This is a genomic window from Burkholderia sp. MSMB1589WGS (assembly GCF_001636105.1).
In the GTDB taxonomy this organism is placed as follows: domain Bacteria; phylum Pseudomonadota; class Gammaproteobacteria; order Burkholderiales; family Burkholderiaceae; genus Burkholderia; species Burkholderia humptydooensis.
Genome location: NZ_LNJT01000008.1, coordinates 1,392,706 through 1,405,272, shown reverse-complemented (window position 1 = coordinate 1,405,272; position 12,567 = coordinate 1,392,706). Strand labels below are relative to the sequence as shown.

Genomic DNA, 12,567 nt, shown 5'->3' with positions numbered 1-12,567 from the left:
CTCACGCCTGGCCGAGCCGGCCGTCGCGCAGGCGCCAGAGGCCGAGCGGATTCGCGTCGGCGAGCGCGTCGGGCAGCAGCGCCGCGGGCAGGTCCTGATAGCAGACGGGCCGCAGGAAGCGCTCGATCGCCAGCGCGCCGACCGACGTGCTGCGCGAATCCGACGTCGCCGGAAACGGCCCGCCGTGCACCATCGCGTGCGCGACCTCGACGCCCGTCGGATAGCCGTTCGCGACGATGCGGCCCGCGCGGCGCTCGAGCGTCGGCAGCAGTTTGCGCGCCAGATCGACATCGTCGTCTTCGAGATGCAGCGTCGCGCTCAGTTGCCCTTCGACGTGCTCGGCAAGCGCGATCATCTCGCCGATGTCGCGGCACGCGACGACGAGCGACGTCGGCCCGAAGATCTCGGCTTCGAGCTGCGGGTCCTGGACGAATTGCGTCTGCGTCGTCGTGAAAAGCGTGGGCAACGCGGCGTTCCGCGCGTCGCTGCGCGCGCCTTGCGCGACCTCGCTGACGCCGGCCGCCGCACGACGCGCCGCGACCGCACTCTCGTACGACGACGCGATGCCCGACGTCAGCATCGTCTGCGCGCCCTTTTGCGCAAGTGCCTGCGCGGCCGCATCGACGAACGCCTTCAGGTCGGGCCCTTCGAGCGCGACGACGAGCCCAGGGTTCGTGCAGAACTGCCCGACGCCGAGCGTCAACGATTCGACGAAGCCTTGCGCGATCTTCGCGCCGCGCGCGCGCAACGCGCCGGGCAACACGAAGAACGGATTGATGCTGCTCATTTCCGCGAAGACCGGAATCGGCTCGCGCCGCCGCGCGGCGATGCCCATCAGCGCGATGCCGCCCGCGCGCGAGCCGGTGAAGCCGACCGCCTGGATCGCAGGATGCGCGACAAGCGCCTCGCCGATCGCGTTGCCTGCGCCGACGACGAGCGAGAACACGCCTTCGTGCAGTCCGCAATCGGCAACCGCCTGCCGGATCGCGCGTCCGACAAGTTCCGACGTGCCGAGATGCGCGGGATGCGCCTTCGCGACGACCGGGCAGCCGGCCGCGAACGCCGACGCGGTATCGCCGCCCGCCACCGAGAACGCGAGTGGAAAGTTGCTCGCGCCGAACACCGCGACGGGGCCGACCGGAATTTTCTGCAAGCGCAGATCGGCGCGCGGGACCGGCTTGCGCTCGGGCAGTGCGGAATCGAGCGTCGCATTCAGCCAGCGGCCGTCGCGCACGACCGACGCGAACAGCCTGAGCTGGCCGACCGTGCGCGCACGCTCGCCTTCGAGGCGGGTGACGGGCAACGCCGATTCCGCGTGCGCGCGCTCGATCAATCGATCGCCAAGCCCTACGATGCGCTCGGCCACCGCCTCGAGAAAACGCGCGCGCGTCTCGAGCGGCGTCTGGCGAAACGAATCGAACGCGGCGTTCGCGAGGCGGCACGCGCGGTCGACATCGCCCGCGCCGCCCGCGCCGAACGCCGGCTCGAGCTCGATACCTCGCGCCGGATCGCAAGCGCGCATCGTGCCTTCGGTGCCGCGCACCGCGGCCGAGCCAATCAACATCTCCCCAGTGATCTGCATGCTTCCTCCGGATTGGAAAGTTTGCCGCGGGCGGCGCGCGCGGGCCGCTGCGGGAGCCGCCGGCCGACGATTCAGGACGTTCAGGACGATCGGGCGGCTCGATGGGCCGCGCCGATCCGGCACACGTGAATCGCATTATCGTGCCAGACGAGGCGGCGCGCTGCTCGGCCGACTGGCGAACGACCGGCGAACGGACGTGCACGCGAACGCCCGTGGCAAGCAACAGTGCGATGTGTCGGCTCGCTTCTTTGTCGCGATGAGAAGAGGATGCGGCAGGCCCTTGAAGATCGACGTCTCGATGCGTTCGAACCGCCGCGCGACACGAGCGCCGGCAGAGGATCGCGGCCCCGCGCGCGTTTGGCGATCATCGCTTTCGAAAAAGCGGTCACGCTCACCAACACGGGTTGTTCCGTCCCACCCTGCGCCCCGTACTCGGCATCGCAAACTTGTAAGGCAGCTCCTGCCGATCGAGATAGGCCTGGATCGTCGGCCATTGCACGTCTGCGAACAGCATTTCGCAGACGTGCGGCACATCGGGCGAAGCGCCGCCAACGCCGATCAGGTCCGGCAGCGAGTACCGGTTGGCGTCCTCGGTCAGCACCTCGAGCGCAACATACGGCATATGTCTCCTCCTTCTCCGGTCGAGCGAAACGGACCCGCGGAGCGCAGCGGGCCCCCGCCCGATGTGCTTCGAACCAGCGTCGACCCGCGCCGGCCGGTAGGCAAGCTGGTCAAGTCTATTACGGCATCGCGGCGCGCGGCGTCGATCGAGCCAGCCGGCATGCCGGTCGCGCGCGAAAAATCGACGGCGCCGGATCGAATCCGGAAAAATGCGGCGCCGCGTTTACTCCGCCGCGTCAGTTCGCCGCACCTCGGTCAGTAATCGTTTACTTTGTAAAAAGACGTCGTCAAACTCGACCGGCCGAACGGCCGATCTTTTCTCAACTGCACCACGGAGACATCATGTATCAGCGCATTCTTGTCGCAGTCGACGGCAGCGAAACGGCACGCCACGCATTCGACGCGGCGCTCGACATCGCCAGGACGAGCGGCGCGGAACTGCAGCCCTTCTACGTCGTGGAAAACGCCGCGATCTATTACAACGTGCCCGGCTACGATCCGTCGATCCTGCGCACGCAGCTCCTCCAGCAGGGCAACGAGCTCGCGAAGGAATTCGCGGAGAAAATGCAGGCGGCCGGCGTGCGAGGCGCGCTGAAGGTCGGCGAAGCGACGTCGCTCGCCGACGTGCCGTCGCTCATCGTCGAAGGCGCGAAAGCGTTCGGCGCGGATCTGCTCGTGCTCGGCACGCACGGCCGGCGCGGTTTCAAACGGCTCGTGCTCGGCAGCGTCGCCGAACAGTGCGTGCGCCATTCGGCGCTGCCCGTGCTGTTGATCCCGGCCGCCGCGCACCCGGAAGATCGGGAAAGCTGACCAAACGCAATGGCTGCGATGTTTCGCCGCAACCGCGCGTTGCGGCCGAACAAGGAAATCGCACGGGGAGTCGCGGCGTTTTGTCGCTAAACAGGCTTAGTCCACGATGGGACAATGGCTTTACCGATTCAACCTCAGAGCCATCCATCATGCTTACGCCCGTCGCCCGACCTGCCGCCGCCGCGGCTCCCGTCCATGCCTCCAGCACGTGGGCGCCGCGTCAGGCCGCGCACTGCTCGACGTGCGCGATGCGTCATCTCTGCATGCCTCAGGGGCTCGCGCCGGAGGCGCTCGCACGCCTCGAATCCGTGATCTGCACCGCCCGCCCGGTCCGCCGCGGCGAAACGCTGTTCCGCGAGGGCGACACGTTCGACAGCCTGTACGCGGTGCGCTCAGGATCGCTGAAGACCATCGCGACGCGCCACGACGGCCGCGAGCAGGTCACCGGCCTGCATCTCGCGGGCGAGGCGCTCGGCCTCGACGGCATCTGCGACGACGCGCATCCGCGCACCGCGGTCGCGCTCGAAGACAGCTCGGTCTGCGTGATTCCGTACAGCGCGCTGAAAACGCTGTGCTCGGAAGCGGGCACGATGCAGTTGCGGATGCACAAGCTGATGAGCGAGCAGATCGTCCGCGAGACGTCGCAGACGATGGTGCTCGGCTCGCTGAACGCCGAGGAGCGCGTCGCGGCGTTCCTGCTCGACGTGTCGTCGCGTTACATGAAGCGCGGCTATTCGCCGAACGAATTCAACCTGCGGATGACGCGCGAGGACATCGGCAGCTATCTCGGCATGACGCTCGAGACGGTCAGCCGCACGCTGTCGAAATTCCACAAGCGCGGCCTGATCGAGATGCACGGCCGGATGGTCCGCATCGTCGATTTCGACGGCCTGCACCGGCTGTAACCGGGCACGAAGCGTCCGCCCTTTCCCTTCGCCGAATCCACTGATCAATCGAGATACTGCGCGGCGCTCGCCTTGAGCGCCGCGCTGAACTCGTCCAGCCAGCCGATCGACAATCGCCAGCTCTGCCAATAGAGCTCGACGTCGATGCTCCTTCCGTCCGACAAATCGACGAGCTCGCCCGCGGCGATCTGGCGCTCGACCATCCGCTCCGGACACATGCCCCAGCCGAGCCCCGCCTCGCACGCGCGCAGATAGCCCGCGACGTGCGGAATCCAGTGCTGCGGCGGATCGAGATCGACGCGCGTCACGCGCCGGATGAAGCGCGCCTGCAGGCTGTCCTTCGGATTGAACATCACGCATGGCGCGCGCCGCAGCGCGTCGCGGTTGACGCCGTTGCCGAAATAGCGCGCGTGGAACGCGGGCGAGCATACCGCGTGATAGCGCATCCGGCCGAGACGCGTCGAGCGGCAGCCCTGGATCGGCTCCGCGAGCGCCGTCACCGCGCCCTGCACGCTGCCGTCGCGAATCCGCTCCGCGGTGTAGTCCTGATCGTCGATCACGAGATCGAGCAACGTGCCGCTTTCCGCGCAGAACGGGCCGACCGCGTCGACGAACCAGGTCGCGACGCTGTCGTCGTTGACGGCGACGCGCAGCGTCGGCCACGCCCCCGCTTCCGCGCCCGCAAACGCGGGCATATGCCCGGACAGCTCGGCCTCCAGCATGCGCACCCGCTCGGTGTGGCGGCACAGCAGCGCGCCCGACGTCGTCGCGACGCACGGCTGCCCGCGCTTCACGAGCACGCTGCCCACCCGCTCCTCCAGCAGCTTCACGCGCTGCGACACCGCCGAAGGCGACACGTTGAGCGCTTTTGCCGCCCGTTCGAACGAGCCGTGACGGATCACTTCGGCAAGCGCATCGAGCAACGCGTAGTCGAGCATCAGTTTTCCTTAATCAGCATTAGATGATTTAGCTTTTCTGATTCAAGCGATCATCGCAGACTAGCGCCTCCCGCTCCGTTAGTCCACCGCCCGAAGCCGCAACGAACATGAACTGGATCGCTTTCTCTCACGGCGCGATGCTGTGCGCATCGCTCATCGTCACCATCGGCGCGCAGAACGCGTTCATCCTCCGGCAGGGGATCATGCGCTCGCACGTCGGCAAGATCGTGCTGCTCTGCACGCTGTCGGACATGCTGCTGATCGGCGCGGGCGTCGGCGGCGCGTCGGTGCTCGTCGAGCGCTATCCGACTTTCGTTCACGCGGTGCTGTATGTCGGCCTCGCGTATCTCGCGTGGTTCGGCCTGAGCGCGCTGCGCCGCGCATTCAAGCCCGGACACGAGACGCTCGACGCGACGGGCGCGGCTGTCGCGCCGCCCGCGCAGCGCGCCTGGACGATCGTGCTGATGACGCTCGCATTCACGTGGCTCAACCCGCACGTTTATCTGGACACGTTCCTGCTGATCGGCACGGCCGGCGCGCGCGAGCCGGAAGGCGCACGCAGCGCGTTCGCGATCGGCGCGATGGCCGTCAGCGCGGTGTGGTTCGTCGCGCTTGGATACGGCGCGCGATTGCTCGCGCCGTGGTTCAAGCGCGCGCTCGCGTGGCGCGTGCTCGACGGCGCGATCGGCGGCATGGTGCTGTTCCTCGCGGCGGTGCAGTTGCGGTGACGTGAAAGATCCGGTTTGCCGCGCTCGCGCGCTGAGAAAGCACGGGGCGCAGCGCGCGTGCGAGCGAGCGACGAGACGCGCGATCGCGAGCGCATCGCGAATCCCGAAGCACGCCGTTGACAACACGCTCTGCGCCCGGCCCGGCGTTCACGGCCGCGACGCGACGACGGGCCGACCGCGCAAGTGCTTCGCGCCGCATCCGGCGCGGGCGCATTCGGCGGGCGGCAACGGCCCCGCTCCTACAGCCCCACCAGGTGAACGAAGCGTGTCGTAGCCGTCCGGTCTTCGATCACGTGCAGAGGCCGGCAGCCGGCAGCTCGATAAACGGCCAACCACGCGTCGGAATCGGGCGGCGGCACGCCCTGCCCCGATATGAGCTGCACATAGTCGTGCAGCAGCGTCTCGCGGTGCATCGTTCGAAAGCCGTGGCCGAGGCGACCGTAGTAGTCCGATATCATGAGCATGCGCCCGGGCAACAGGCGCCGCATGCGCCTAAGCCACGTTTCCACCCGCGATGTGCCGCCGCGAAACATCTCGTTGACGAACTGGCTCGCGACGACGTTCTGCACGCGCGCCACCACGCGCGGCGGGATCGACGCCCCCGGATTCCTGCCGTCGCCATGGAACACCTTCACGCGCGTGGCGAGCCCCGCTTGCCGCGCTCGAACCCGAGCCGCCCTGCACATCGAGGGATTGCGATCCAATCCCCAGCCGACGAATTCGCAATCGCCCGCTGCCAACTCGCGCAGCAGCGCGCCGGCGCCACATCCCAGATCCAGCACGTGATTGAGACGCAATTGCCTGACGATCGCGGCCAGCGCCCCTCCACCGGCCTCGCTCGCGTCGAAGGCGCGCGCGTGCGCGACGAGGTCGATCATGGAGCCGGCCAGCGCCGGCCTCCGGAGCAGCGTCGCCAGCCGTGAAGCGTTATCGGCGTAAGCGCCGGCATACAGGTTCAGCAGGAAACGCGCCTGCGCCGTGTAGTGCTCGGAAATCGTGAATCCGCGGTCCGTCTTGCAGACCAGATTCGTTCTCGATGCCGCGTATTCGAGGACGCCTCGCAACAACTCGGGATCGAGATCGTGGCCGTCGCTCAGCGTTTGCGCCGTCACCGGTTCCTTCATCGCGTCCAGAACGCCGAGCACTTGCAGCGCGGCCACGGCATGCGCCAGTTGAAGGCCCTCTGCGAGATCCAGCGCGGACCAGCGTTCGAGTTTCCGGCGCACCATGGACGAAATGGAGTCAACGGGCCGAGACCAGGATGCCCCTGCGCAGCAGCGGCTCGAAGATCGAAGCGTCTATGCCGTCATTGCTGGTGACATCCGCCAGCCATTGCGCAACGGCGCGGCACGAACGGGGCGATCTGAACAGATCGAGAATCGTCGCGATGCCGGACTCCACCCAATAGCCGGTGGCGGCTTCGCCGTGACCTTGAACGATATAGGTTCCGAGCCCGCCGACATCCGCGTCGCCGAGCATCGGCGAAGCTTCGTTCGATCGCCGGATCCGGTCGACCAATACTTCGCAATTGTGAATGTCCTCCAGCAGGCCGACGTTTTCGGCCAGTATGCAAGGCTGGTCCGCCTCATAAGGCCCTTCGGCGACGACGTCCGCCGGAGCGCGCGCCGCATACAGCCGCAACGCATAACGGAAAAGCGAATGCAGGTGATGGCCGCCGCCGAATCGCGCGGCGATGAAGGCTTCCAGCCCCGCCGCATCCGGAGCCGCGCCGGGCGACGTTTCGTTGGCGAAGTGCCGCCACTCTGATATCAGCCGGCTCAGCCGCCCACCGAATTCCCGCAATGCGTATTCGAAGATGACCGGCCCGACCCGGCGCAGCAAATCCGCCGCCTCGACCACAAAGATGCATTCCGCACGCGGCAGCGCGGCGGGGTAGTAATAGTAGGTTTGGAATATCTCGGGATGGTCGAGCACCTCGCGCTCGTCCGACGAACTCAGCAGGCGCGTGTTGTAAGGCCCGCCATAGCCATCGTAGGCGATTTCCGCCCCGCGCTCGTCGAACAGCGGCGTGCCGGGCTCCGGCGCGAGCATGTGCAATTGCGTGAGGCAGGACGGCCGTCGAGCGCAGCGCCCGATCATGTCCAGCGTGTCGTCCCGGTCTTGCCCGGTTTCCTGGGGATATCCGGTAATGAACGAAGCAGTCGTCTCGATTCCTAACGAATCCGCCGCCGCCAGAATGGGCTCGACCCGTTGCAAGTCCAGTCGCTTCTGGCAGATTTTCTGCATGCGCGCGGAGCCAGTCTCCACGCCGAAATAAAGATTCACGCAGCCCGCGTCGGCCATCTTCTTCAACAATGCTTCGTCGACGCAGTCGATCCGCGCCGACGCGCGCCACCGATAGCCGCGCCCGGCGACCGCCTCGCAAAACTCCATCACCTTGTGGCGGTTCACGGTGAACATGTCGTGGTCGAGCTTGAAGTCCGACACGCGATAACGCCGGTGAAGGATGTCCAGTTCGCGAACCAGGCGCTCGGCCGATTTGATGCGGAAGCTGCGTTGAAAGAAGCCGGCTGTCGAACAAAATGTGCACGCGAACGGACACCCGCGGCCGGCCTCGATACGCAGCATCGAGAGGCCCAATTCGGCGATCGGATAATGGTCGTACGACGCGATCGGCAGCAAGTCCAGGTTCTCGACCTTGGGCTTGCCGTCGGTGAATCGCAACAGCGAACCGCGGCCCGTGGCGCGCCAGCTCAAACCGGGGATCACGTCGAATGTCCGTCGCTCGAGGCAATCGAGCACGGCGGGGAGGATTTCATCCGCTTCGTAGCGGACGACGACGTCGAACTGCGGGAATCGCTCGAGGATCTGCCGGTGCAGCATCGTCGCGTGCGGCCCGCCGAGCAAAACGGGCAAGTCGGGCTCGCGCCGCTTCAGCAGCGCCGCGACATTGAGGGCAAACAGGAAACTGCAGCCGAGCGCCGTGAAGCCGACCACGTCCGGACGCTCGGCGAGCACGGCGTCGCTCGCCCGCTCGTAAAGCGTTGCATCGTAAGCCAGCGTGCCGTCCCTGATCAGTCGCTTCGGATCGTAGATCTGCACGCGATGGCCATCGGCCTCGGCGACCGCGGCCAGCGCGAGCAGCCCGAGATGCGGATGCACGTCGAGATAGGCGAGCGAGCCCTCTTCCGGCATGACGAGATTGTCGACGAGCAGCAATTTCATGCCGCGACGCTTCCGGGCGGCCTCTCGAATCGCACGAGCCCGATTCCGGCCAGTTGGTCGAGCGACCTCAAGAACTGCGGCAGCAGACGACGATCGCCGAGCAGCCGATCGCAGATGTCGGCGGCAGATCGTCTGCCGTCGATCGCTTCGATTGCGAAGTAGCCCAGCGCATCGACCCGCAGAAACCGGATTTCGCCCGTTTCGGCGGAGCGCCAATAGCAGCAGTACGTGTCGGCGGCGGGCACCGTGTCGAGCGCCGGCACCTTCCGGCGCAACACCGCCGCCAGGCGCTCCGGATCGCAATGCATCACGTGCTGGGCGACGGCGCCGTTGAGCATCGGGATGCTGCCGCCCGTCGCGCGTGCCCGATAACGAATGACGAGGCCAGCGGCGGGAAGCGGTGCGGCGCTTTCTTGCCGCAGGCACGAAAGCGCATATTCGTGGCGAAGGATGTCCCACAGCAGAGCGTGATTTCGTTGCGCGGGATCCAGCCATCTGTCAAGAAACGCAATCAGATCGCGCGCGCGCTCCCGCGGCGTGGCGGCGAATGCATGGCCGCTTTGCGCGCAGTTCGACGCATACGCGGCGAATACCTCGATCTCGAGGCCGGTTACGCTCAGCAGTCTGAAACTCAGCGGAAAATCCCCACGCAGGCCGTTGTGACGCACCTTCAGGCTCAACCCGACGAAATTTTCCAATACGCGCAAATCAAGCTGGTCCGGCTCGATTCCCGCGGTGCGCAACAGATCCGGACGCTGCCGCCAACGCGCGATGAGCTGCGGGTTGCTGGCGCTGGCGGCGATCAGGGCGTGTATTTGCCTTGCGTTCATGCGAGCCCCATCAACTCGCGTGCGCGCTCGATATGGGCCGTCAGGACGGACAGCGGGAAGTATGGCGACCAGTTGTATTCGAAGGTCAGCGCTCGCGGCCGCGTCACGGCGAGCAGGCGCTCGAGAAGTTCGAACAGGATCGGCGACGCCGGCAGCGAGTGGTCGTCCCAGGCCGTGCCGGACTGCACGCTCATGCCGGACAGGTGGACTTCGACCACGCGCTCCAGCGGAAGCCGGGCGAATTCCCGATGCACATCGGCGCCCGTGTTGTGAGCCGTGATCAGAAAGTGGCTCAGGTCGAGGAGCAAACCGGCGTCGCACCGTTGCGCGATCGCACGAATGAAGTCCGCCATTCCCATCGTGCTGCCCGGTATGGGAAAGTATTGAGGCGAATTTTCCACGATCAGCGGAACCGGAAAATGCGGACGAAGCGCAGCGAGATTGTCGACGACGCGCCGCACCGTCTCGTCGCTCAACTGAGGGCACAACGTATACGACAACGACGTGGGCTCGCCGGCCCCACCCAGCTCTTCGCCAATGGGATCGGCCGAGATGTACGCGAGATGTTCGCCTATCCAAGGCGTGCCGGTTTGCACGGCCGTGCGTTCGATTGCGTCGACAGTCGAAGCGTCCGGCGGCACGAATCCCGCAATGGACAAGCTGGCGCAGTGCAGAACGAACGGAATGGTTTGCTGAAGCTCGGCAACCGCCGGCGAGAATCGCAATTGCTCGAACGGCACTTCGATGTAATCGACGAGATGCGCATTCCGTGCGGCGAATTCCGCCATTCCGGGCCCATACGCCAGACCGATCCAAGGCATCGAAGCGTCGCGATCGAAAGCTTTCATAGGCTTCCCGCGCCTTTGAGGTCGAACTGCCGAAGCTCGGAGTTTGTCGCCCGCTATTGCGTGACCGCGCGCCAGACGCATGACGTTCGGCAACGCGGCTTCCCTCCGAAATCAGTCGTACAGGTAGCCCTCGCCCATGCGGCCGCCGGCGAGATCCACCTTGCTCACCGTGATGGTCAGCTTGCCGTTTTCAAGGCATTTCTGGATGGCCTTGATCTTTCTCGCATCCACCGGCATTTCCAGGGTCATCTTGGGCAGCTTCCCTTCGAGGGAAACAGAAACGCCCTTTGTTTTTTTGGGTTTCGTAGCCATGATTGTTCCTGTGTTGTAGGCGGAACGCGCCGCTTAGCGTGTGAGCGCGGAATAACCCTTGGAAAGCGCGATGCGGATCAATGACTGGAAAAATCCCGATGGGCATGCATGCCGATTTGCTTCTGATTAAAGGACGCGCCCTAGTAAATGTCAAGAAAGCCCCGGCGCGAAATGGAACAGGTCGGTTGCCGGCCCGCGCCATTTCGGCGATGGCGTGTCACGGCGTTCATCGGCGGGATGCGCGATGAGCGTCGGGTCACCGGTCGGCATCAGCATGATATGAATGCGCCAGTCGATGGACTGTTCGCCATCCAAAACGAAATCGAAGCGCAACAGCAGTGTCGAGAGCACTTCGCGAATCAGCAATAGCGCGAGATTTCGCCCCGCGCAGAAGTGACCGCCGGCGCCGAACGGAAAATACTCGTACGGAGACGGCCTGGCCGTCTCCCACCGGGACGGCGAGAATGCGAGCGGGTCCGGAAACGGCCCGGCTTCGCGATGCGCGAGGAACGGACACACGACGATCTCGCAACGCGCCGGAAGCGCGACGCCCTGCAGCGATACCGCGCGCGTCGTCGCGCGGACCATCAACGCGTTGGGTGTCAGGAGCCGGAGCGTCTCGTTGACGACGTTCTCGAGCAATGGCGCGCCGCCCGGCGATGTCGGCGACGATGCGCGGCCGGCGATCTCCGCGCGCAGGGCGCGTCTCAGGCCGGGCAACTGCGACAGAACGAGCAGCAGCCATGTCAGCGATATCGCGACGGGCTCGGTGCTCGACACGAACATGACGTTGGCATGGCCGACTATCTCGTCCTCGGAAAGCGCGGGCGAACCCGGCAGGCCAGCCGTTGCCAGACGTCGCAGCAGCCCCGCCCGATCGTCGGCGGGACCATTCCGATACCGTCTGATACGCTCCCGCAACGTGCGATCGAGTTGCTGCCCGACGCCGATCAGCTCGGCCCGGTATACATGAGGATCGCGCGCGTTCAGCGAAGACGCCTCGCGCCTCAAAGTAAAATAAGCGCTTAATAGAAAAGCCAGTTCGGCATCCTCTTCATGGCACCGCGGCCCAAGAAAGACATGCGACGCCATCTCCGAGGTCAGCTCGCGCATCCGGCTGACCACGGCAATCCGGCCGTCTTCCTTCAGCCTTTCGCCCAGCCGATCCAACGCCGCTCGTATCCCGTTTCGATGCGCGTCGAACAGCTCGCGGTTGATCGTTCCCGTCAGGAGGCGCTTGTGCCGGCCATGCTCCGGCTCGCGCATGCTGTGCAAGCCGCGATTGAGGTTGACGAGATTTTTCGGCAACGCCAACTTCGCCGCCGCGGACATCGGCAGCGCGAAATCGTCTATCTCGGTCAATATCTGTCGAAGCCGATGCTCGCCGAATACCGCTATCACGCCGCTGCAATCGCTCGCGCGGGAGAAAATCGGGCCGCGCTCTCGCATGACGACGACATCGCCGTGCTGCGAGCGAGCTCGTGCGAGAAACGAGAGCGGCTCCGCAAAGAGCGACTCGGTGCTGCCGACTCGTGGAAGCGACGAAGGTAGACCATTCATTTGCGAGCAGTATCCGTGAGCGACTCGTGCCGATCCTGGCTACGCCGGCTGATCGCTACAGCGCATGGCGTCATCACAGTATCACGCCTGATGGCGTCTACGTTGCCGCGCACGCATTCGCCGCGCCCGGGCTCACGGCGAATACGCGCGGCACGCCGCATCGCGCAGCGGCGGCTCCCGCGTCGAGCTGAAAATTCCGTGGCGCCGCTGTTGATGCACGCGGAGTACGCTTCGGCCCCGCCGACTG

Annotated in this window: 12 protein-coding genes; 3 read left to right on the top strand and 9 right to left on the bottom strand. The window is 65.8% G+C overall.

Annotated elements, in window-relative coordinates; translation table 11 throughout:
* Window position 1: 1 nt before the first annotated feature.
* Complete coding sequence (locus tag WT16_RS23955; protein ID WP_015603127.1) at window positions 2-1,582, bottom strand: aldehyde dehydrogenase (NADP(+)); 1,581 nt, start codon at window positions 1,580-1,582, stop codon at window positions 2-4.
* Between the two features lie 391 nt (window positions 1,583-1,973).
* Entirely contained in the window at window positions 1,974-2,204 is a 231-nt protein-coding gene (locus tag WT16_RS23950) for a hypothetical protein (protein ID WP_009914076.1), read from the bottom strand.
* Between the two features lie 341 nt (window positions 2,205-2,545).
* On the opposite strand from WT16_RS23950, the gene WT16_RS23945 reads away from it, so the two are divergent.
* On the top strand, window positions 2,546-3,013 hold the full coding sequence (locus WT16_RS23945) for a universal stress protein (RefSeq protein ID WP_006028393.1): 468 nt from the start codon (window positions 2,546-2,548) through the stop codon (window positions 3,011-3,013).
* A 149-nt stretch (window positions 3,014-3,162) separates the two neighbouring features.
* Window positions 3,163-3,918, top strand: a complete 756-nt coding sequence (fnr, locus tag WT16_RS23940) for a fumarate/nitrate reduction transcriptional regulator Fnr (RefSeq protein ID WP_009914074.1) — start codon at window positions 3,163-3,165, stop codon at window positions 3,916-3,918.
* Window positions 3,919-3,962: 44 nt separating this feature from the next.
* Here the strand turns inward: fnr and WT16_RS23935 are convergent, their stop codons facing one another.
* A complete protein-coding gene (locus WT16_RS23935; RefSeq protein ID WP_006028391.1) occupies window positions 3,963-4,856 on the bottom strand; it encodes a LysR family transcriptional regulator ArgP in 894 nt (297 codons plus the stop codon).
* 107 nt (window positions 4,857-4,963) lie between these two features.
* Between WT16_RS23935 and WT16_RS23930 the strand changes: the two genes are divergently transcribed.
* Window positions 4,964-5,584: a LysE/ArgO family amino acid transporter gene (locus tag WT16_RS23930; RefSeq protein ID WP_063534380.1), complete on the top strand. Its 621-nt coding sequence runs from the start codon at window positions 4,964-4,966 to the stop codon at window positions 5,582-5,584.
* A 239-nt stretch (window positions 5,585-5,823) separates the two neighbouring features.
* Here WT16_RS23930 and WT16_RS23925 read toward each other — a convergent pair whose 3' ends face one another.
* From WT16_RS23925 to WT16_RS23900, 6 genes are all read right to left on the bottom strand, one after another.
* A complete protein-coding gene (locus WT16_RS23925) occupies window positions 5,824-6,813 on the bottom strand; it encodes a class I SAM-dependent methyltransferase (protein ID WP_063534379.1) in 990 nt (329 codons plus the stop codon).
* 13 nt (window positions 6,814-6,826) lie between these two features.
* Entirely contained in the window at window positions 6,827-8,770 is a 1,944-nt protein-coding gene (locus WT16_RS23920; RefSeq protein WP_063534378.1) for a radical SAM protein, read from the bottom strand.
* Entirely contained in the window at window positions 8,767-9,600 is an 834-nt protein-coding gene (locus WT16_RS23915) for a hypothetical protein (RefSeq protein WP_009914072.1), read from the bottom strand. The genes WT16_RS23920 and WT16_RS23915 overlap by 4 nt, the downstream gene beginning before the upstream one ends.
* On the bottom strand, window positions 9,597-10,448 hold the full coding sequence (locus WT16_RS23910) for a DUF692 family multinuclear iron-containing protein (RefSeq protein WP_063534377.1): 852 nt from the start codon (window positions 10,446-10,448) through the stop codon (window positions 9,597-9,599). The genes WT16_RS23915 and WT16_RS23910 overlap by 4 nt, the downstream gene beginning before the upstream one ends.
* A 111-nt stretch (window positions 10,449-10,559) precedes the next feature.
* The gene (locus tag WT16_RS23905) at window positions 10,560-10,760 is read right to left on the bottom strand and encodes a hypothetical protein (protein ID WP_063534376.1); all 201 of its coding nucleotides are present in this window, start codon (window positions 10,758-10,760) and stop codon (window positions 10,560-10,562) included.
* A 150-nt stretch (window positions 10,761-10,910) separates the two neighbouring features.
* The gene (locus tag WT16_RS23900) at window positions 10,911-12,320 is read right to left on the bottom strand and encodes a cytochrome P450 (RefSeq protein WP_063534375.1); all 1,410 of its coding nucleotides are present in this window, start codon (window positions 12,318-12,320) and stop codon (window positions 10,911-10,913) included.
* Window positions 12,321-12,567 lie beyond the last annotated feature (247 nt).